This window comes from Streptomyces auratus, from assembly GCF_050433025.1.
Classification (GTDB): Bacteria; Actinomycetota; Actinomycetes; order Streptomycetales; family Streptomycetaceae; genus Streptomyces; species Streptomyces sioyaensis.
Genome location: NZ_JBNGCB010000003.1, coordinates 363,255 through 383,628, shown reverse-complemented (window position 1 = coordinate 383,628; position 20,374 = coordinate 363,255). Strand labels below are relative to the sequence as shown.

The 20,374-nt window shown below is 71.6% G+C and carries 17 protein-coding genes; 8 read left to right on the top strand and 9 right to left on the bottom strand.

Features of this window, described 5'->3' with window-relative positions:
• Positions 1 to 2 precede the first annotated feature (2 nt).
• Positions 3 to 920 carry a mycothiol synthase gene (mshD, locus tag BKA18_RS21320; RefSeq protein WP_429638758.1) on the bottom strand — a complete coding sequence of 306 codons (918 nt, stop codon included), beginning with the start codon at positions 918 to 920 and terminating at the stop codon, positions 3 to 5.
• Between the two features lie 175 nt (positions 921 to 1,095).
• Here mshD and BKA18_RS21315 point away from each other — a divergent pair, with 175 nt between their 5' ends.
• Both BKA18_RS21315 and BKA18_RS21310 read left to right on the top strand, forming a co-directional pair.
• On the top strand, positions 1,096 to 2,907 hold the full coding sequence (locus BKA18_RS21315) for a bifunctional metallophosphatase/5'-nucleotidase (protein WP_366047593.1): 1,812 nt from the start codon (positions 1,096 to 1,098) through the stop codon (positions 2,905 to 2,907).
• A gap of 335 nt (positions 2,908 to 3,242) precedes the next feature.
• The gene (locus BKA18_RS21310; RefSeq protein ID WP_366047592.1) at positions 3,243 to 3,878 is read left to right on the top strand and encodes a MerR family transcriptional regulator; all 636 of its coding nucleotides are present in this window, start codon (positions 3,243 to 3,245) and stop codon (positions 3,876 to 3,878) included.
• 107 nt (positions 3,879 to 3,985) lie between these two features.
• On the opposite strand, the gene BKA18_RS21305 is transcribed toward BKA18_RS21310, so the two are convergent.
• On the bottom strand, positions 3,986 to 4,867 hold the full coding sequence (locus BKA18_RS21305) for an SDR family oxidoreductase (RefSeq protein ID WP_366047591.1): 882 nt from the start codon (positions 4,865 to 4,867) through the stop codon (positions 3,986 to 3,988).
• A 436-nt stretch (positions 4,868 to 5,303) separates the two neighbouring features.
• On the opposite strand from BKA18_RS21305, the gene BKA18_RS21300 reads away from it, so the two are divergent.
• On the top strand, positions 5,304 to 6,692 hold the full coding sequence (locus BKA18_RS21300; protein WP_366047590.1) for an LmeA family phospholipid-binding protein: 1,389 nt from the start codon (positions 5,304 to 5,306) through the stop codon (positions 6,690 to 6,692).
• Between the two features lie 45 nt (positions 6,693 to 6,737).
• Here BKA18_RS21300 and BKA18_RS21295 read toward each other — a convergent pair whose 3' ends face one another.
• From BKA18_RS21295 to BKA18_RS21275, 5 genes are all read right to left on the bottom strand, one after another.
• Complete coding sequence (locus BKA18_RS21295) at positions 6,738 to 8,201, bottom strand: HAMP domain-containing sensor histidine kinase (protein ID WP_366047589.1); 1,464 nt, start codon at positions 8,199 to 8,201, stop codon at positions 6,738 to 6,740.
• Positions 8,198 to 8,932: a response regulator transcription factor gene (locus BKA18_RS21290; RefSeq protein WP_366047588.1), complete on the bottom strand. Its 735-nt coding sequence runs from the start codon at positions 8,930 to 8,932 to the stop codon at positions 8,198 to 8,200. The genes BKA18_RS21295 and BKA18_RS21290 overlap by 4 nt, the downstream gene beginning before the upstream one ends.
• A gap of 148 nt (positions 8,933 to 9,080) precedes the next feature.
• On the bottom strand, positions 9,081 to 10,193 hold the full coding sequence (locus BKA18_RS21285; protein ID WP_366047587.1) for a S1C family serine protease: 1,113 nt from the start codon (positions 10,191 to 10,193) through the stop codon (positions 9,081 to 9,083).
• A gap of 113 nt (positions 10,194 to 10,306) precedes the next feature.
• Positions 10,307 to 11,332, bottom strand: coding sequence for a LacI family DNA-binding transcriptional regulator (locus BKA18_RS21280; RefSeq protein WP_366047586.1), 1,026 nt, complete (start codon positions 11,330 to 11,332; stop codon positions 10,307 to 10,309).
• Positions 11,333 to 11,356: 24 nt separating this feature from the next.
• Positions 11,357 to 12,196, bottom strand: a complete 840-nt coding sequence (locus BKA18_RS21275; RefSeq protein ID WP_366047585.1) for a response regulator transcription factor — start codon at positions 12,194 to 12,196, stop codon at positions 11,357 to 11,359.
• A 247-nt stretch (positions 12,197 to 12,443) separates the two neighbouring features.
• Here BKA18_RS21275 and BKA18_RS21270 point away from each other — a divergent pair, with 247 nt between their 5' ends.
• Positions 12,444 to 13,307 carry an alpha/beta hydrolase family protein gene (locus BKA18_RS21270; protein ID WP_429638486.1) on the top strand — a complete coding sequence of 288 codons (864 nt, stop codon included), beginning with the start codon at positions 12,444 to 12,446 and terminating at the stop codon, positions 13,305 to 13,307.
• A gap of 26 nt (positions 13,308 to 13,333) precedes the next feature.
• Here the strand turns inward: BKA18_RS21270 and BKA18_RS21265 are convergent, their stop codons facing one another.
• Positions 13,334 to 15,235 carry an ABC transporter ATP-binding protein gene (locus BKA18_RS21265; RefSeq protein WP_366047655.1) on the bottom strand — a complete coding sequence of 634 codons (1,902 nt, stop codon included), beginning with the start codon at positions 15,233 to 15,235 and terminating at the stop codon, positions 13,334 to 13,336.
• 107 nt (positions 15,236 to 15,342) lie between these two features.
• Positions 15,343 to 17,076, bottom strand: a complete 1,734-nt coding sequence (locus BKA18_RS21260) for an ABC transporter ATP-binding protein (RefSeq protein WP_366047584.1) — start codon at positions 17,074 to 17,076, stop codon at positions 15,343 to 15,345.
• Positions 17,077 to 17,286: 210 nt separating this feature from the next.
• On the opposite strand from BKA18_RS21260, the gene BKA18_RS21255 reads away from it, so the two are divergent.
• From BKA18_RS21255 to BKA18_RS21240, 4 genes are all read left to right on the top strand, one after another.
• Positions 17,287 to 17,532, top strand: coding sequence for a MoaD/ThiS family protein (locus tag BKA18_RS21255; RefSeq protein ID WP_366047654.1), 246 nt, complete (start codon positions 17,287 to 17,289; stop codon positions 17,530 to 17,532).
• Between the two features lie 10 nt (positions 17,533 to 17,542).
• Complete coding sequence (locus tag BKA18_RS21250) at positions 17,543 to 18,859, top strand: hypothetical protein (RefSeq protein ID WP_366047583.1); 1,317 nt, start codon at positions 17,543 to 17,545, stop codon at positions 18,857 to 18,859.
• Positions 18,860 to 19,098: 239 nt separating this feature from the next.
• Positions 19,099 to 19,800, top strand: coding sequence for an LmeA family phospholipid-binding protein (locus BKA18_RS21245; protein ID WP_366047582.1), 702 nt, complete (start codon positions 19,099 to 19,101; stop codon positions 19,798 to 19,800).
• Positions 19,801 to 20,105: 305 nt separating this feature from the next.
• Positions 20,106 to 20,213, top strand: a complete 108-nt coding sequence (locus BKA18_RS21240) for a putative leader peptide (RefSeq protein ID WP_350252853.1) — start codon at positions 20,106 to 20,108, stop codon at positions 20,211 to 20,213.
• Positions 20,214 to 20,374: the final 161 nt, after the last annotated feature.

Below are 20,374 nucleotides of genomic sequence, written 5' to 3'. Positions count from 1 at the left end.
TCTCAGGTCTCCGAGCGGTACATCAGATCCGTCTCATGGGTGGCGAACCCCATCCGCTCGTACACGCTCACCGCCGCGGCGTTGTCCGCGTCCACGTAGAGCATCGCCGTCGGCAGCCCCTCGGCGGCCAGATGTCGCAGTCCGATCGAGGTCAGCGCCTTGCCCAGGCCACCACCCTGGGCGCCCGGCCGCACCCCGAGCACATAGACCTCACCGAGGCCCTCGTCGGCATGCACCTTGGTCCAGTGGAAGCCGACCAGCCGGCCTTCCTTCTCCGCCAGGAAGAACCCCTTGGGGTCGAACCACGCCTCGGCCTTGCGGTCGTCCAGATCGCGCTGGGTCAGCGCGCCCTGCTCGGGGTGGTGCGCAAAGGCCTCCGCGTTCACCTCCAGCCAGGCCGCGTCATCGGTGCCCGGCTGGAAGGTCCGTACGGACACCCCCTCGGGGAACACCGGCTCCGGCAGCTCCAGATCCGTCAGCGGGCGCCGCATCTGCCGCAGCTCGCGGAACATCGTCAGCCCCAGGGTCTGGGCGAGGTGCCGGGCGGCCGGGTGCCCGCCGTGGGCCCAGACCCGCAGCCGGCGCCCGGACTGCTCCAGCAGCTCGCCGCCCAGCGCCCGGCCGTGCCCGCGGCCGCGGTGCCCGGGGTGCACCACCAGCTCGGCGGCCGGCGCCTCCACCGGGTCGGTGTCCTCCAGCTGCCCGTACGCGACCAGCTCCTCGGCCTCGGCCCCGGGCGCGTACACCAGTACATGGCGCACGCCGGGGCGCCGGCCCCCGCGCAGCTGCAGCCGGCCCTGCTCGGACACGGCGGGCTGCCCGTCCGTCCGCGCGGCCCGCTCGATCAGATCGACCACGGCCGCGGCCGTCTCCGGCGCGATCTCGTCGACCACCTGGATCCTGCGGCCGACCCGGCCCATCTCCTGTGCAGCGTCAGTCATGCGTGAAGGGTACGACCCGGCCGGGTGCGGTGCGGGGTAGCACCCGCGCTCCCGGCCCCTGACCGCCCACCAGCTCGTCACCGTTTCCCTCTGTTGCGCTACGCGCGTCGACAATAAGCTGCCGTCCGCTCAGGACCATCCAGGAGGGGAACACATGCCAGCGAGACCACAACGGCGCCGCACCATCAGCAGATTGACGATCGGCGTGGCCGTACTGGCCACGGCCGCCACGGTGACCGCCGCCGCCCAGCCGGCCGGCGCAGACACCGGCCACCGCGCCCACGCCGGCCGCACCGTCGATGTGCAGCTGCTCTCCTTCAACGACTTCCACGGCAACCTCGAACCGCCGCAGGGCTCCTCCGGCAACGTCGAGGAGCTCCAGCCGGACGGCAGCAAGAAGAGCGTCGCGGCGGGCGGTGTCGAGTACCTCGCCCAGTCGCTGCGCACGGCCCGTAAGGGACACCCCTACTCGGTCACCGCGGCGGCCGGCGACCTGGTCGGGGCCAGCCCGCTGCTGTCGGGGCTGTTCCACGACGAGCCGACCATCGAGGCGATGAACAAGCTGGGCCTCGACGTCACCTCCGTCGGCAACCACGAATTCGACGAGGGCCGGGCGGAACTGACGCGCCTGCAGAACGGCGGCTGCCACCCGAAGGACGGCTGCTACATGAAGGGCCGGAAGTTCCGGGGCGCCGACTTCCCGTACCTCACCGCCAACGTCACGGACGAGAAGAGCGGTAAGACGCTGCTCAAGCCGTACAGCGTCTGGCAGCACAAGGGCGTCAAGATCGGCTTCATCGGCGTGACGCTGGAGGGCACCCCGAACGTCGTCAGCGCCAACGGCGTCAAGGGCCTGAAGTTCCACGACGAGGTCGAGACGATCGACAAGTACGCCAAGATCCTCGACCGGCAGGGCGTGAAGGCGATCGTCGCCCTCATCCACGAGGGCGGCCTGCCCGCCTCCAGCTCGTACAACTACAACTGCGACAGTCCCGGGCCCGGCGACGGTATTTCCGGACCGATCACCGACATCGCCAAGCACGTCACCCCGAAGGTCGACGCGCTGGTCACCGGCCACACCCACCAGGCCTACGCCTGCACCATCCCGGACCCCTCCGGCCGGCCGCGCACCGTCACCTCCGCCGCGTCCTACGGCAAGCTCTACACCGACACCACGCTGACCTACGACCGCCGCACCCGTGACATCGTGCGGACCAAGGTCAAGGCGCCCGGCGCGGTCAACCACGTCGTCAACCGCACCCAGCCCAAGGCCGCGGACCTGACGTCGCTGATCGCCCGCTGGAACAAGCTGGCCGCGCCGGTCGCGAACCGTCCCGTCGGCCATATCTCCGCCGACATCGCGGGCCGCGGCGCCGAGGCTCCCGAGTCACCGCTCGGCGACGTCATCTCCGACGCCCAGCTGGAGGCCACCAAGGCGGCCGACAAGGGCGGCGCCCAGCTCGCCCTGATGAACCCCGGCGGCATCCGCTCCGACCTCGCCTTCAAGTCGTCCGGCTCGGAGGGCGACGGGGTGGTCACCTACGGCGAGGCGTTCACCGTCCAGCCCTTCACCAACATGATGAACGTCGTCGACCTCACCGGCGCCCAGCTCCTGACCGCACTCCAGCAGCAGGTCAGCGGCCCGAACGCGGCCTCCCCCAAGATCCTCCAGGTCTCCAAGGGCCTGACCTACACCCTGGACATGAAGCAGTCGGGCGCCGACCGCATCGTCAAGGACTCGGTGAAGCTGAACGGCACCGCCCTGGACCCGGCCAAGACCTACCGCGTCGCACTGAACGAATTCCTGGCCGGCGGCGGCGACGGCTTCCCCGTCCTCAAGGACGCCAAGAACAAGTACGTCGGTCAGTCCGACCTGGACGCCTTGACCGCCTACCTGACGGCCCACTCGTCGGCGTCGGACCCGCTCACCCCGCCCAAGGCGGACCGGATCACGGTGGAGAAGTAGTCCCGGCAGCCGATCGGCACCTCTCGACGACGTCGGGCGCCGACTCGACTGCCTCGCACAGCGCGTCCCCTCCAGCCATGTGCCGGGGCGGGGACGCCTTCGTCGGTGGGCCTTCCGTGCGGACGAGCATTCGGCCACATGCGGGGACCGCCGCCCAGCCCCGGGTGCACAGCAGCCCGCTGTCACCGTCCCGCGAGAGCTCCTTGCGCATGCGCGGCATCGCGGCATCGCGGCATCGCGGCATCGCGGCATCGCGGCATCGCAGTCAGGACTCTTGGATAGCGATGCTGTCCATGCTTGAGTAGTACCACTATCCAAGGGGAAGGTGTAAGAGCATGCGGCTGGCGGAGCTGAGCGAGCGCAGTGGCGTGTCCACCGCCACGATCAAGTACTACCTGCGCGAAGGGCTGCTCCAGCCCGGGCGCCGGGTCTCCGCCACCCAGGCAGAGTACGGGGAGGACCACCTGCGGCGGCTGCGCCTGGTGCGGGCGCTGATCCAGATCGGCGGGGTTTCGGTGGCCGCCGCGCGCGGGGTGATCGCTGCCGCGGAAGACGAGTCGCTGGACCACCACATGCGGCTGGGCGCGGCGACCCAGGCGCTGCCCTGCCCCGAGGAGCCGGCCGAGGACGACCCGGCGGTGCAGACCGCCCGCCGCTCGGTGGAGGCGCTACTGGAGCGGCTTGGCTGGTCCTACGGTCCCGGCCTGGACATGCTCAACCCCGCCTGCAGGCGGCTCATCGACTCGGTCGCCGCACTGGTGCGGCTCGGCTACCCCTGCGACACCGAGCAATTGCTGCCGTACGGCCAGCTGGCGGCGCAACTGGCGGTCACCGACCTGGACATGGTCGAGGAGCAGCCGACCCCGTCCGGGCAGATCGAGGCGGCCGTCGCGCTGACGGTGCTGTACGAACCGGTGCTGCTGAGCCTGCGGCGCATGGCTCACGCGCAGGAGTCGGCCCGGCGGTTCTGAGGCGCCGCCGCCCCGCCCGCGACGGCCCCGCCACCCGCGTCCGCCCGCCCACTCAAGAAGCAGGACCGAAGGGGAAGTTGGCCGGCCGGGGGCGGGGCACCCCTCTTCTAGGAGAAGTCGGCCGCGTGGTCCCGGGCCCACTCGGCGTACGTACGGCCCGGGCGGCCGGTGACCCGTTCGACGGCGTCGGAGACGGGGAACGACGGCGCGTGGACCATCGTGCCGAACAGCCGGACCAGTTCCCGCGCGGCCTCCAGCGGCAGATGCGGCCCGGCCATCGCCTCGGCCGCCGCCTCCTCGGAGATCTGCTCGACCTGCGTGGGCCGCCCGGTCGCCCGTCCGATCTCGGCGACCTGCTGCGCCACGGTCAGCACCTCCGGGCCGGTGACGCGGTACGCCTGGCCCAGATGCGCGCCGCTGCGGTCCAGCAGGGCCACGGCGGCGACATCGGCGAGGTCGGCCTCGTGTACGGGCGAGCCCTGGGCACCGGGGTGTGCCTCGCGCACGACACCGGACGCACGGATCGACGGCGCCCAGGCGAGGGTGTTGGTGGAGTAGTTGCTGCCGCGGACGAAGGTCCACTCCAGGCCGGAGTCGCGCACCGTGCGCTCCACGTCGGCGTGCATGCGGGCGATGTGGTTCGAGTCGTCGGCAGCCGTATCGGTCACCGCCATCGAGGAGTTGAGGACGATCCGGCGGACACCGGCCGCGACGGCGGCGTCGACCAGCGCGGTCACTGCCCGGCCGCCGCCGGCCGCCAGATTGAGGAACAGCGCATCGGCGCCGGCCAGCAGCGGTGCGAGGTCCTGCGCGCCGGTGAGATCGGCGCGGACCGTCTCGGCGCCGGCCGGCAGGGCGGCGCGGGCCGGATCGCGGGTCAGCGCGCGTACGGCGGCGCCGTCCGCGAGCAGCCGGTCGACAAGACAGCGGCCGATGTTGCCGGTTGCTCCGGTCACCACGATCAGGGGGGCGCGGTCAGGAGCGTTCATGGGCTGAGGAGAGTTCATGGGATCAGGAGAGTTCATGGGATGGCGTCCGTCTTCCGGTTGTCGGGTCGATGATGGCTTGGTGGGTCGCCGAGTGAGTGTGGGGGCCAGGGCGCAACGGCGTACGGAGCAAGGGGCGTTGGGCAAGGGGCAATGCTCTGCGTGCGGAATGGCCGACAGTCATGGCGTACCGAGAAGCGACGAAGGCGCGGCTCGTACGGGCTCGTTCAGGCCGGATGGGCGGGCAGGGCCGGTATCGGTCGACGGCCTCGGACACGGTGGCGCCCGTCGCTCAGGTCACCAAGACGTGTGACGCTAGTTCAGTTCGCCCCACACGCAAGGCAATTTTTACTCAAGGCCGAGGCGACAACCCGCGCATACCAGACGTACTACCGGGGCAACTTGCGTTCGAGGGGCCCACTCATGGTGGGATGTACGGATGCGCACCCCCACACGCATACCCTCGCCCTCGCCCGCCGCGCCGCACCGCGCTGAGTCCTTTTCGACGGGCACCCAGGACGACCCTGCCGGCGAGACCAGAAAGCTCACCCCGATCACCCCGGCCAACCCGTATGCGGACCTGGCAGCCCTCGCCGACCCGGAGCCGGAACCCGAGTCGGAATTCTCGTTCGATGCCGACGGGGTGCCGCGGCGCCGCACCTACCTCAACGAGCGCGACGACAGCGACGACCCGCTGGGCCTGGGGCTGCGCTCGGACGACGAGGTGGACCAGGCATGGAAGCCGCCGAACCACCGCCGCAAGAGCCGCAGGAAGCGTGGCATCGGCCGCTTCGCGGCCATGGGGATCACCCTGAAGCTGCTGGTCGCCGTCCTGGTCGGCACCTCGTTCCTGGCGCTGGGGGACCGGTTCGCCGTGCTGTACGCGCAGAATGCGGCCGCGAAGAAGCTGAAGGACTCGCTGCATCTGAACGCCACTCCGGAAGTCGACATCAAGGGCTTCCCGTTCCTGACCCAGCTCGCGGACAAGCGCGTCGACCAGGTCAAGGTGACCATTCCCGACCTGGCCGCCGACCGGGTTTCGCTGGCCAAGTTCGAGGCCACCGCGAACGACGTGGAGCTGGACGGCGATCTGCCCAGCTCCATCAAGGGCGCCACGATCGGCACGATGCACGGCAGCGTGCTGCTCGCGTTCGACGACATGAACCGCGAACTGGGCGCCTCGCAGGTCAAGTTCAGCGAGATGGGACCCAACGCGGTCCGCGCGGTCGGCCAACTTCCGGTCGCCGGCCATGACTTGCGCGTCCGGGCCGAGGCACGCATCCACCGGTCCGGCGACCGCGGCATCTCCACCGACATCAGCCGGATGCGCCTGGACATCGGCGACATCGCCGTCTACCGCCCCGGCACCGGCAAGGATGAGGGCCTGCGGCTGACCCGTAAGACCGCCGCCGAGCTCAGCCGGCAGGCCGCCAAGGTCAAGCAGATGCTGAGCATCCCGGCGATCGCCGACCGGATCGGCATCCCCAAGGCCTACATCCAGGACGCGCTGCGCAGCGAGGAGAAGCTGCACGAGCTGACCGGCTCGCCGCGCTTCATCCAGCAGCTGATGAAGGTCAATCTGGTCGATGTGGTCGCGGACCACCCCTGGCTGCTGCAGAAGGTCGGCATCGACCCGAAGATCCTCGGCACGCTCACCGGCCTGACCAAGCCGCAGCTCGCCGACAAGCTGTCGCTGTCCTTCCAGCTCCCCAAGACGCCCGGGAACGTCCGGCTCCAGCACATCTCCGTCGAGCGGGACGGCATCCGCGCCGACATCGCGGGGTCGGATCTGCCGTTCGGGGACGCGAAGAAGCAGACGAAGAAGTAGCCCGACGGGCCCGGGACCGCCGGTGGGAGGCGGCTCCCGGGTCTGTTACGGGCCCGGCGCGCCCGGCGGCGGTGTCGCGGCGCCCGGGAGCGTCAGCACCGCCTCGGTGCCGCCGACATCCGCGGACCGCAGCCGTACCGCGCCGCCCGCCTGCTCTGCCGTCCGCGCCACGATCGACAGCCCCAGACCACTGCCCGGCAGGCTGCGGGCGGACGGGGAGCGCCAGAACCGCTCGAAGACGTGCGGCAGTTCGTCCTGCGGAATGCCGGGGCCGTGATCGCGAACGGTCAGCTCCCCGGAGGCCAGCCGGACCTCGACGGTGCCGCCGGGCGGGCTGAACTTCACCGCGTTGTCGAGCAGATTGACCACCGCCCTCTCCAGCGCGGCCGGCTCGGCCCGTACGTACCAGGGGTGCAGGTCCGCCGCGAAGGTCAGCGTCGGGCCGCGCAGCCGGGCCCGCTCCAGCGCCGCGCCGACGACGTCGTGCAGCGCGACGACCGCGATGGCGCTCTGCCCCGGCGCGGGAGGCCGGGACAGCTCCTGCAGATCGCCGATCAGCGCCGCCAGCTCCCCCATCTGTGCCTTGACCGAGGCCAGCAGGGCCTCCTTGTCGGCGGCCGGGATCGGCCGGCCGGACTGCTCGCTGCGCACCAGCAGATCGATATTGGTCCGCAGGGAGGTCAGCGGCGTACGCAGCTCATGGCCCGCGTCCGCGATCAGCTGCTGCTGGAGATCGCGGGACGCGGCCAGCGCCGCGGTCATGGAGTTGAAGGAGCGCGAGAGCCGGGCGATCTCGTCCTCGCCGTCGGCCGGGATCCGGATGGCCAGGTCCTCGGTGCGGGCGACGTGCTCGACGGCGTCGGTCAGCCGGTCCACGGGCTTGAGGCCGGAGCGGGCGATGCCCAGTCCGGCCGTGCCCGCGCCGACGACGCCCAGCCCCGCGACGGCCGCCAGCAGCAGCGCGAGGCGGTCCAGCGACCTGTTGACCTCGGTCAGCGGGCGCGAGATGGACACCGCGAACTGCTCGCCCTGGACACCGATGTGCTTGGTCAGCACCCGGACGTCCGCTCCGCTCGTGCTGACGGCGTCGTGCAGGGTGTCCTGCTGCACACCCTGCGCCACCCCGACGTCCGCGCGCTGCACCTTCACCGGCTGCGAGTTGGGTCCGACGCACCGCGAGCCGTCGACCTGCACGATCTGGATGTTGTAGTCCGACGGCGGGGCGTTCTTGCTCTCCGGCGGCTCGGTGGACTGGCAGTTGGCGTAGGTCAGCTGGAGGTAGCCGGTCGTCACGAGGGTGTTCTGCAGCGTGTTGTCCACCTCGTCGCGCAGCTGGGCGCGGGTGAGCAACCAGCAGGCCAGCGCGGAGAACGCCACCGCCACCGCCACCGCGGCCGCGGTGAGCAGGGTCAGCCGCGAGCGCAGCGGCAGCCGCGCGAAGCGTGCGCCGAGCCTGCTCACTCTCGGGCCCGCGCCGCCCGCCGCGTGTGCGCCGGTGCCCTGGCTCATTCCGCGCCGCCGTCCGCCCGCAGGACGTAGCCGACTCCGCGGACGGTGTGCACCAGCCGCGGCTCGCCGGCCGCTTCCGTCTTGCGGCGCAGATACATCACGTACACGTCGAGGGAGTTGGAGGTGGGTTCGAAGTCGAAGCCCCATACGGCCTTGAGGATCTGCTCCCGGGTCAGCACCTGCCGCGGATGGGCGAGGAACATCTCCAGCAGGGTGAATTCGGTACGGGTCAGCTCGACCGGCCGGCCGCCCCGGGTCACCTCGCGGGTCGCCAGGTCCATCCGCAGATCGGCGAAGCTCAGCGTCTCACCCTCCTCGGAGGCGCCCCCGCCGGCCGCGTACCCGCTGCGGCGCAGCAGGGCGCGGATCCGGGCCAGCAGCTCGTCCAGCTCGAAGGGCTTGACGAGGTAGTCGTCGGCGCCGGCGTCCAGCCCGGTGACCCGGTCGCCGACCGTGTCACGGGCGGTCAGCATCAGGATCGGCACGGTGACCCCGCTCGCCCGCAGCCGGCGGGCGGCGGTCAGCCCGTCCATCCGGGGCATCAGGACGTCCAGCACGATCAGTTCGGGGTCGCCGGACGCGACCTTCTCGACCGCGTCCAGGCCGTCGACCGCCTGCTCGGTCACGTACCCCTCGAAGACCAGTGAGCGCTGCAGGGCCTCCCGGACCGCGGGCTCGTCGTCGACGATCAGGATGCGGGCGGGGTGGTCACCGTGCTCGGCGGGGCTCATGGGTGCGGCTACCTCGGGTGGGATCAGGAACGGCTGCTCTTCAGCCTTGCACGACGACGGGAATCTAGCGGGGTGAAGTGAGGGGTCTCGTGCCGGGTGGCGGCCCGGCCGGGGCACCGGCCGGCGGTAGCCGGGGGAGAGTGCGAGGTCAGACGCCGCTGTTGCTGCCTCCGCTGCCACCGCCGCGCAGCGAGTCGAGGTCGGCCTTGACGGTGTTGATCGGGATGGCGAAGCCCAGGCCGATGCTGCCCGCCGAACTGCCCGACGAGCCGTCCGACGCCGAACTCGGTGCGTACATCGCGGAGTTGATGCCGATGATCTGGCCCTGCATATTGATCAGGGCGCCGCCGGAGTTGCCCGGGTTGAGCGAGGCGTCGGTCTGTATCGCCTTGTACGAGGTCTTCGAGGAGCCGGTGTCGCCGTTGAACTGCCGGCCGCCGAACTCGAACGGCCAGCCGCCGTCGCCGCCCCCGTTGCCCTGCTGCCCCTGGCTCTCCTCCTTGGGGACGGTCACGTCCCGGTTGAGCGCCGAGACGATTCCGCTGGTCACCGAGCCGGTCAGCCCCTCGGGCGAGCCGATCGCCACCACCTGGTCGCCGACCGCGATCTTGTCGGAGTCGCCGAGCTGGGCCGCGGTCAGGTTCTTGGCGCCGCTGATCTTGACCATCGCCAGGTCCTTGTCGGGGTCGGTGCCGACGACCTTGGCTGTCTTGCGGCTGCCGTCGCTGAAGGTGACGGTCACCGTGCGCGCACCGGCCACCACGTGGTTGTTGGTGACGATCTCGCCGCTGCTGGTGACGACCACGCCCGAGCCGGTGGACTCCCCGCCCGCGGTCCGGGCCTTGATCTCCACGATCGCCGGGCTCACCGCCTTGGCCACCGCGGAGACCCCGCCGCCGCTGGGCTTGTCGCCCGCATTGACCAGCGGGGTGGAGGAGGTGTTCTGCGTCGCCCGGTTGGTGGCGTCGGAGATCAGCGCCGCGCTGCCGCCGCCGATGAGGCCGGAGATGAGCGCCACCGCCGCGATCAGCGCCACCGGCCGGCGGGGCCGGCGCCGCGACGAGGGGGCGTACGGAGGTGGCGATGGCACCTCCTGCCCGGCACCGCCCGGGACGCCGTCATGGGCGCTCTGGGTGTACTGGCTGCCGTACCCGTACGCGGAGGCGTAGGCGTTGCGGTCCGCGGAGGCGTAGTCGTTGCCGTCCGCGGACGGCCGGTCCTGGGGCATCTCATCGCCGCTTCGGCGGTAGCTCTCGGTCATGTCGAAAACTCTGTGCCAGGTACATGAGAACCGGCTGAGAGCGTCCTAAGGAACCCTACAGAAGTGGGTATGCCCGATATAAAGACGCCGGGTTCAGGTCCCGCCCCGCGGCCTCAGCCGCCGCAGCCGCAGGACCGCCGGACCACCAGCCGCGACGGGAACTGCCGCAGCCGCTCCCGCCGGGAGCCGACCACCCGCAACCCGTCGTCCAGCACCAGATCGACCGCTGCCCGCGCCATCGCCTCGCGGTCCGAGGCGACCGTGGTCAGCGGCGGATCGGTCAGCGCGGCTTCCTTCACGTCGTCGAAGCCCGCGACCGCCAGCTCACCGGGCACATCGATGCGCAGCTCGCGGGCGGCCCGCAGCACGCCGATCGCCTGGTCGTCGGTGGCGCACATGATGGCCGGCGGCCGCTTAGGCCCGGCCAGCAGCTTCAGCGCGACCTGGTAGGCGTCGTAGCGGTTGTACGGGGCCTGGAAGTAGCGGCCCTCCGCGGACTTCCCGGACTCCTGCATGGCCCGCCGCCAGCCTTCGACGTGGTCGGTGACCGGGTCGCCGGACTTGGGGGTCTCCTCCGTACCGCCGAGGAAGGCGACGTAGGGATGGCCGTGCTCCAGCAGATGCCGGGTCGCCAGCTGCGCACCCCAGACGTCGTCCGTCATCACCGCGACATCGTCGATGGCGTCCGGCCGGCGGTGCAGCAGCACCACCCGGGCGTCCCAGGCGTCGATCTCGGCGGCCGCATGCTCGCTGGGGCCCTGGCTGATCAGGATCAGCCCGGACACCCGCATCCCGAGGAAGGCCCGCAGATAGTGCACCTCGCGCTCGTCGAGGTAGTTGGCGTTGCCGACCAGGACCATCTTTCCGCGCTCGGCGGCGGCCTGTTCGACGGCGTGCGCCATCTCCGCGAAGAACGGCTGCCGGGTGTCCGGCACGATCAGCCCTATGAGGTCGGTACGGCGGGACGCCATCGCCTGCGCCACCCGGTCCGGCCGGTAGCCGAGCTCCTTGATGGCGGCGAGTACCCGCTCGCGCGTGGCCGGGGCAACCGGCCGTGGTCCGTTGTTGATGACGTAACTGACAACGGCGGTGGACGTACCCGCCAGTCTTGCCACATCATCCCGCGTCACCTTGGCCACGCGCGGCAGTCTACGCGGGTGGTGCTACCGGCGGGCAGGCCGCGCATCAGGGGAGTCCGCGCCCGCGGTGACCGCCCTCCCGGAGCCGTCACCGTCCGGTGCGCCGCGGCCGTCCCGCTGCGGCGTTTCCGAGGGCTCCGTCTTCGCGGCGTCGCCCGTGCCCTTGTTCTTGCCGTCTCCCGACCGCTCCGGCTTCTCCGGCACCACGAAGCGGTAGCCGACGTTGCGGACCGTGCCGATCAGCGACTCGTGCTCGGGGCCGAGCTTGGCGCGCAGCCGCCGGACGTGGACGTCGACCGTCCGCGTGCCGCCGAAGTAGTCGTAGCCCCACACCTCCTGGAGGAGCTGGGCGCGGGTGAAGACCCGGCCCGGGTGCTGCGCCAGATACTTCAGCAGCTCGAACTCCTTGAAAGTCAGGTCCAGGACCCGGCCCTTGAGCTTCGCGCTGTAGGTCGCCTCGTCGACCGAGAGATCGCCGCTGCGGATCTCCATCGGACCGTCGTCGGTGGTGATCTGCTGGCGGCCCATGGCCAGCCGCAGCCGCGCCTCGACCTCGGCCGGGCCCGCCGTGTCCAGCAGGACGTCGTCCACGCCCCAGTCGGCGGTGACGGCGGCCAGCCCGCCCTCGGTGACGACCAGCACCAGCGGACAGCCGGGTCCGGTGGACCGCAGCAGCTGGCACAGGGACCGTACGTGGGGCAGGTCGCGGCGGCCGTCGATCAGTATGACGTCGGCCCCGGGGGTGTCGATGAGTGCCGGGCCCTCGGCGGGGGCCACCCGCACGCTGTGCAGCAACAGGCCGAGCGCCGGGAGCACCTCCGTCGACGGCTGGAGTGCATTGGTCAGCAGCAGGAGTGAACTCACGCGCGACCACCTGCCCGGTTGCCGGGGTGTTCCGCCCCTTGCTGTGTGCGGTCCTGCCTGCTTCGCTCGCCCATGACGTCTGGTTCCTCCTCGGTCCCTGCGACGGGGGCACCTCCCGGCCTCGGCCGGGGTGTCTGCGGCACTGCTTCGTACGGGTCCTCGCAGCCGCGCGTGAACGTGGCTGAAAGCACAAAAGGACCCGGGGGCAACGCTGCCCGGATCCTTCCTGCCCAGCAGAATAGCTCACATGACTCCCGGACCCGAGGCCGAATGTGCGGCCTCTTGTGTTCCCTCGATCACTTCGAGTGGTCATCGGGTGTGCCTGTTGACCGCCGACGGGGTCCGGATCGAGGCCGCCCACACCCCCCGTCGGGCCCCATCTGAAGCGGATCCGGCGGCCTGCGCCGACACCCCCGCGATCGTCCTGGCGCACGGCTTCACCGGGGCCCTGGAACGCCCCGCACTTCGTCGGGCAGCTGCCGCATTTTCCCAGCATGCGGACGTGATCACGTTTTCTTTCCGTGGACATGGCGGCTCCGGCGGGCGTTCCACGGTCGGCGACCGCGAGGTCGAGGATCTGGCCGCCGCGGTCCGCTGGGCCCGCGCCCTGGGCCACCGCCGGGTCGCCACCGTCGGCTTCTCCATGGGCGGCTCGGTCGTCCTGCGGCACGCGGCCCTGCACGGCCCGGGGGAGCACGGGGAGCGCACGGATGCGCACCCCGACACGGTCGTCGCGGTGAGCGCCCCCGCCCGCTGGTACTACCGCGGCACCGCGGCCATGCGCCGCCTCCACTGGGTGATCACCCGCCCCACCGGACGGCTCGTCTCCCGGCTCGGGCTGCGCACCAGAATCCACCCCGAGGACTGGGACCCCGTCCCGCTCTCCCCCACCGAGGCCGCCGGGCTGATCGCGCCCACCCCGCTGCTGGTGGTCCACGGTGACCGTGACCCGTACTTCCCCCTCGACCATCCGCGGATGCTGATGTCGGCCGCCGACCCCGCGACGGCGGAGCTGTGGATCGAGCAGGGCTTCGGACACGCCGAGAACGCGGCCGCGCCGGAGCTGCTGGGGCGGATCGGGGAGTGGATCACGGCGCACACACCGGCGTAGGGCATCGGTCGCCCGCCGCTGCGCGCTCACTCCGTCTCGGCCACCGCCTCCGCGAACTGCGCCGCATACAGGCGGGCATAGGCGCCGCCCGTCGCCAGCAGGGCGTCATGGGAGCCCTGCTCGACGATCGCGCCGTTCTCCATCACCAGGATGACGTCGGCGTCGCGGATGGTGGAGAGCCGGTGGGCGATGACGAAGCTGGTGCGGCCGCTGCGGAGCCGGGCCATCGCATGCTGGATGAGCACCTCGGTGCGGGTGTCGACCGAGCTGGTGGCCTCGTCCAGGACGAGGATGGCCGGTTCGGCGAGGAAGGCCCGGGCGATGGTGATCAGCTGCTTCTCACCGGCCGAGACGTTGCCGCCCTCGTCGTCGAGCACGGTGTCGTAGCCGTCCGGCAGGGTGCGCACGAAGCGGTCGACATGGGTGGCCCTGGCCGCCGCCACGATCTTGTCCATCGAGGTGCCCGCGGGCGCTCCGTAGGCGATGTTCTCCGCGACCGTGCCGCCGAAGAGCCAGGTGTCCTGGAGGACCATGCCGATATGGGACCGCAGCTCCTCGCGCGACATGGCGGCGATGTCCGTGCCGTCGAGGGTGATCCGGCCGCCGCGCACCTCGTAGAAGCGCATCAGCAGATTGACCAGCGTGGTCTTGCCGGCGCCCGTCGGGCCGACGATCGCCACCGTCTGCCCGGGGTGGACGGCCAGCGACAGCCCTTCGATGAGCGGTTTGTCGGCCGTGTAGTGGAAGGTGACGTCCTCGAATCCGACGCGTCCCTCGACCCGTTCGGGCCGGGCCGGCCGGGCGGCGTCGGGCTCCTGCTCGGCGGCGTCGAGGAGTTCGAAGACCCGCTCGGCGGAGGCGACGCCGGACTGGACGAGGTTGGCCATCGAGGCGACCTGGGTGAGCGGCTGGCTGAACTGCCGGGAGTACTGGATGAAGGCCTGGACGTCACCGATCGACAGCGCCCCGGAGGCGACCCGCAGACCGCCGACGACCGCCACCATGACGTAGTTCAGATTGCCGATGAACATCATCGCGGGCTGGATGATCCCGGAGATGAACTGGGCCCGGAACCCGGCGGCGTACAGGGCCTCGTTCTGCTGCCTAAACAGCTCGGCGGACTCCCGCTGGCGGCCGAAGACCTTCACCAGGCTGTGGCCGGTGTACATCTCCTCGATGTGCGCGTTGAGCTTGCCGGTGGTCTTCCACTGCCGGACGAACTGCGGCTGGGCGCGCTTGCCGACCTGGGTGGCGACGACGAGCGAGACCGGGACCGTGACCAGGGCGACCAGCGCCAGCAGCCACGAGATCCAGAACATCATCGCCAGCACCCCGGCGATGGTCAGCAGCGAGGTGACCATCTGGCTGAGGGTCTGCTGCAGCGTCTGCTGGATGTTGTCGATGTCGTTGGTCGCCCGGGAGAGCACCTCGCCGCGCTGCTGCCGGTCGAAGTAGCTCAGCGGCAGCCGCGCCAGCTTCTCCTCGACCTGCTCGCGCAGCCGGAAAACGGTCCGCTGGACGACCCGGGTGGCGATCCGGGCCTGTACGAAGCCGAACACCGAGGCGCCCGCGTAGATCAGGGCGGCCCAGAGCAGGACCCCGCCGACGGCGCCGAAGTCGATGCCCTGGCCGGGGACGACCGGCATCGTGCCGAGCATGTCGGCGATCCCGCCCTGGCCGTGGGCGCGCAGCTGGGCCACCGCCTGGGCCTTGGTGATCCCCTCGGGCAGCCGGCGGCCGACGATGCCGGACATGATCAGGTCGGTGGCGCGGCCGAGGACCTTGGGGCCCACCACCGTCAGCGTCACGCTGAGCGCGGTCAGCGTCAGCGCGAGGCCGATGACGCCGCGCTCGGGCCGCATCTGGGCCAGCAGCCGCTTGCCGGAGCCCTTGAAGTCCATCGACTTCTCGGTGGGCTGGCCGCCCATCATCCGGGCGGGCCCGATCGCCGGGGCCGGGCCTCTTCGGGGCGCCGCCTGAGCACTCTCCCCGCCGGCGGACGGGGTCCCGGCGGCCGGCGCCTTGTCCGCGGTGGTCACGCCGCCTCCTGCTCGGTGAGCTGGGAGAGCACGATCTCCCGGTAGGTCTCGTTGCCGGCCATCAGCTCGGTGTGGGTGCCGGTGCCGACGACCCGGCCCTCGTCGAGGACGACGATCCGGTCGGCGCCGCGGATCGTGGCGACCCGCTGGGCGACGATCACCACCGTCGCGCGGTCGGTCTCCCGGGACAGCGCGGCCCGCAGCGCGGCGTCCGTCGCATAGTCCAGCGCGGAGAAGGAGTCGTCGAAGAGGTAGATCTCGGGCCGGCGCACCAGCGCCCGCGCGATGGCCAGCCGCTGCCGCTGGCCGCCGGAGACATTGCCGCCGCCCTGCGCGACGGGAGCGTCCAGACCGCCCTCCATCCGCTCGACGAACTCCCGCGCCTGGGCGGTCTCCAGGGCGTGCCACAGCTCCTCGTCGGTGGCGTCCGGATTGCCGTAGCGCAGATTGGTGGCGACGGTCCCGGAGAAGAGGTACGGCTTCTGCGGGACCAGGCCGATGGTCCGGGCCAGCGTCTCCTGGTCGAGGGTGCGGACGTCCTCGCCGTCCACCAGGACCGCGCCGCCGGTCGCGTCGAACAGCCGCGGTACGAGCCCCAGCAGGGTCGACTTGCCGGAGCCGGTGGAGCCGATGACGGCGGTGGTCTCACCGGGGCGGGCGGTCAGCGAGACGTCCTTGAGGACCGGCTGCTCGGCACCGGGGAAGCGGAACTCGACGTGGCGCAGCTCCAGTTCGCCGTGCCGGCGCAGCTCGGTGACCGGGTTTTCGGGCGGGATGACGCTGGAGTCGGTCGACAGCACCTCCTGGATGCGCTCGGCGCAGACCTCGGCGCGCGGCAGCATCATCACCATGAACGTCGCCATCATGATCGACATCAGGATGTACATGAGGTAGCTGAGGAACGCCGTCAGCGCGCCGATCTGCATCTCGCCGGAGTCGATCCGCAGCCCGCCGAACCAGACGACGGCCACGCTGGAGAGGTTCACGATCAGCATGACCAGCGGGAACATCATCGACATCAGCCGGCCGGAGCGCAGCGACACCTCGAACAGATCGGTGTTGGCCCCGGCGAAGCGCTCGCGCTCGTAGCGGTCGCGGACAAAGGCGCGGATGACGCGGATACCGGCGATCTGCTCGCGCAGTACGCGGTTGACGATGTCGATGCGCTGCTGCACCCCGCGGAAGAGCGGCCGCAGCCGGCGCACGATCAGGGAGATCAGGAGCCCCAGCACCGGCACGATGACCAGCAGCAGGCCGGACAGCGGCACGTCCTGGTGCAGCGCCATCAGCACACCGCCGATGCACATGATCGGCGCCGAGACCATCATCGTGAACGTCATCAGCACCAGCATCTGGACCTGCTGGACGTCATTGGTCGTGCGGGTGATCAGCGACGGCGCCCCGAAGGCGCCCATTTCCCGGGCGGAGAAGGACAGCACCCGGTCGAAGACCGCGGCGCGGACGTCCCGGCCGAGCGCCATGGCCGTACGGGCACCGAAATAGACCGCACCGATCGCGCAGACGATCTGCAGGAGAGTGACGGCGATCATGTAGGCGCCGGTGCCGAGGATGTAGCCCGTGTCCCCCTTCACGACACCGTTGTCGATGATGTCGGCGTTGAGGGTCGGCAGATAGAGGGTGGCCAGGGTCTGGATCAGCTGGAGCAGCACGATCAGGGAGATCGCGCGTCTGTGGGGCCGCAAATGCGCCCATGCAAGTCGGACCAACACACAGTGAGCCTAGGCGAACATGTGCCCACAGCAACCGAATTTCCCCGGCCGGCGCCGCACGGACAGTCGGCTGTGCCGGACATCGCCCGGAACCGGACCGCCCGCCACGTACGCCATCATGGAGGCGGCAACGACGGGGTGCCCGCCACCACGGGCAGCCCCCCGACCGACCGACACGACGAAGAGGCCGCCGTGACAACAACTGGCACCGTGCGCTACTGGGCAGCGGCCAAGGCCGCCGCCGGCACGGCAGAGGAGCTGTATGCGGCGGCGACGCTCGCCGAGGCGCTCGACGCGGCGCGGACGGCGCACGCCGCGAACCCCGAGTTCGCGCGCGTACTGCTGCGCTGCTCCTTCCTGGTGGACGGCGATCCGGTCGGCACCCGCGACCACGGGGCGGTGCCGCTGGCAGAGGGCGGGACCGTCGAGGTACTGCCGCCGTTCGCGGGAGGGTGAGCACACGATCATGAGCGACAACCAGCCGCAGCACCGCAACCCGTACCCGCCGCACGATCCCGCCGCCCGGCAGGACCCGTACGGCCGCCCCGATCCCTACGCCCCGCAGGAGCCCTACGCCCCGCAGGATCCGTACGCCCCCCGGCCGCAGCAGTCCGCGCAGGGGCCGTACGGCCGGCCGGCCCACGCCGCGCCCCCGCAGCAGCCGGGGCACGACCCGTACGCGCAGCAGCAGTACGGGCAGCAGCCGGGGCACGACCCGTACGGCCGGCAGTACGGGCAGCAGCAGCACGGGCGGGAGGCGTACGGGCAGCAGCAGTACGGGCAGCGACCGCAGCACGCACGGCAGCAGCCGCAGCAACCCCACCAGCCCGCACAGCAGCCGCCCTACGGCCACGACGGCCACCGCATCCCGTCCGCGGAGCCCTCGCAGCTGCCGCCCCAGCACCAGAGCGCGCGGCCGGCCGAGGACCCCTACGGCCGCGCCCACCCCCAGCAGCAGGCCAGGCCGGCGCCCGCCACGCCCGCGGCGAAGCCGCCGCTGCCCACCCCGCCGGTCTCCAGCGCGCCGCTCGCGGCGAACCAGCGCGCCCGCGCCGAGGGCCGCTCGCCGATCATCCCGCCCGGCATCCAGCCGGCCGCGCTGACCGCCGGGCTCGCCCTGCTGCTGGCGCTGACCGCGCCGCTGGGCCGCCCCGTGCTCGCCGTCCCGGTGGCGCTGCTGCAAGCGGTCACCGCCGCCGGCTGGTTCCGGCTCAACGGCATGTGGCCGGCCCGGCAGGGCATCGCGCTCGCCTTCCTCGCCGGCCTGACCACCGATGCCGCGCTGCTGGCCACCGACCGCGAGAGCGCGCCGCTGGTGGGCATCGGCACGCTCGGCGTGTGGTGTCTGCTCGTCCTCGTCCTCCAGCTGCGCAACCGCAGCAGCGCCGACGAGCGGATGTACGCCCTGACCGCGGGCCTGACCTCGACCGCGCTCGTGGTGCTCGCCGCCGGCCAGCTCGCGGCGAGCCCGTATGCGGTGGTGGTCGGCGCCGCCGGGGCCGCGGTGGCCACCCTCGCCCGTGCGCTGCCGCTGCCCGGCCCCGCCTCGATCGGCGTCTCCCTGGTGGCCGCCGCGGGCGCCGGTATCGCGGCCGGCCAGCTCACCGGCCTCGGTGCGTCCGGTGCGCTGCTGGGCCTGGCGGCCGGCGGCTGCGCCCTGATCGGGCTGCGGGTGGCCAGTTACGACTACCCGTCCCGCTTCGTCCATCTGACGGCCGGGGTGGCCCTGCCGCTGGCCCTGGCCGCGCCCGCGGTCTACGTCCTGGGGCGGACGCTGGGATGACCACGCCGGGATAGCCACCGAAGCACGCACAGAAGCCGCGGAATCCGCAGGAACCACAGGAACCACAGGATTCAGCAGCGAAACGGAGCGGCGGCCGCCGGAAAAGCGCCCTGTGCCGTCCGGCGGCCGCCGCCTCCCGCTTCCCGTACCCCGTCGTCTAGGCTCCCCCGGAACGCAGGCAGGGGGCCTGCCCGGACGAGTCGGCCGGTATCCGGCCCAGGTGTGGGGGAAGTGGTTCGATGCGTGCACTTCGCGTGCTGTTGTTCGTCGTGGTCATACTCGGCGGGCTGTTCGTGGCGGCCGACCGGGTCGCGGTGAATCTCGCCGAGGACAAGGCCGCGGACAAGATCCGCAGCAGCCAGGGGCTCGACAAGGCGCCGAACGTCGCCATCAAGGGATTCCCGTTCCTGACCCAGGTCGCCGGGCGCAGCCTCCAGGAGGTGGACGCCGACCTCGGCGGCATCCAGGCCCGTGCCCAGGGACGCACGCTGCGCATCGACCAGCTGTCCGCACAGTTCCACGAGGTCACGCTGAACAGCGACTACACGTCCATCGAGAGCGCCGCCTGGGCGACCGGCAACGCCCGGATCAACTACGCCGACCTGACCAAGGCGGCGGGCGCCGACGTCAAGGTCACCTACGGCGGGGAGAAGAACGGCCGCAGCCAGGTCAAGATATCGCCGAACGTCCCGCTGCTCAGCCAGCTGGACGTGACCGGCTCCATCAGCATCGTGCACGGCGACACCGTCCGGCTGCGGGCCGACGGGCTCCCCGGGATGTGCAAGGTCCTCCCGGGCTGCGAGGCCAAGGTCCGCGCCCAGACCGACCACGACTGGAAGCTGGAGCAGCTGCCCGGCAACCTGAAGCTGGAGAAGGTCGTGACGATGCCCGACGGCATCTCGATCTCCGCCTCCGGCAAGAACGTCAAGCTTCCCGGCTGACCGGCCACCACGGCCGACCGATCCGCCACGGCGGGCCGCCCCACCGGCCCGCGCCGCCGCCCGGTCCGCCGCCTCCGCCGGCCGCTCGTCCTGCCCGATCGGCTCGCGCCGCCGCCCGGATCCGTCCCGCCGTCCATTTCCTGAGACGCCCCGGTCCGTACGCCAGACCCCCCACCGGCGTACGGGCCCCGCGGACCTGCGGACGCGCGCCCGGAAACGCATCCCGTCCCACATTGCGGACAATCGCGTCTCGCTATTCGACACGCCGGTGACACGCCCCACTCTGCCTCCCTACGATCGGAGCCATGCAGAGCTCATTGAGCGGTCTCCGTCCACGGGGACGTGCGGTACTGACGAAGCGGCGGGCAGTAGACCTGTGCCGCGTCGCCGCCATGCTCTGTCGCCCTGTCTGACGGGCCTTCCCCGCCCGTCCTCACCCGGCCGGCCCCTCGGGCCGCCGTCCGCTCGCCCCCGCACAGCGCCCGTCCGGGCCTCCCGCCCGGAGATCATTCGCGCGTACCCGGCGGAACCGCGTGCCACTCTGCAACCGCCCCCGCAACTGCCCCGGAGGAGA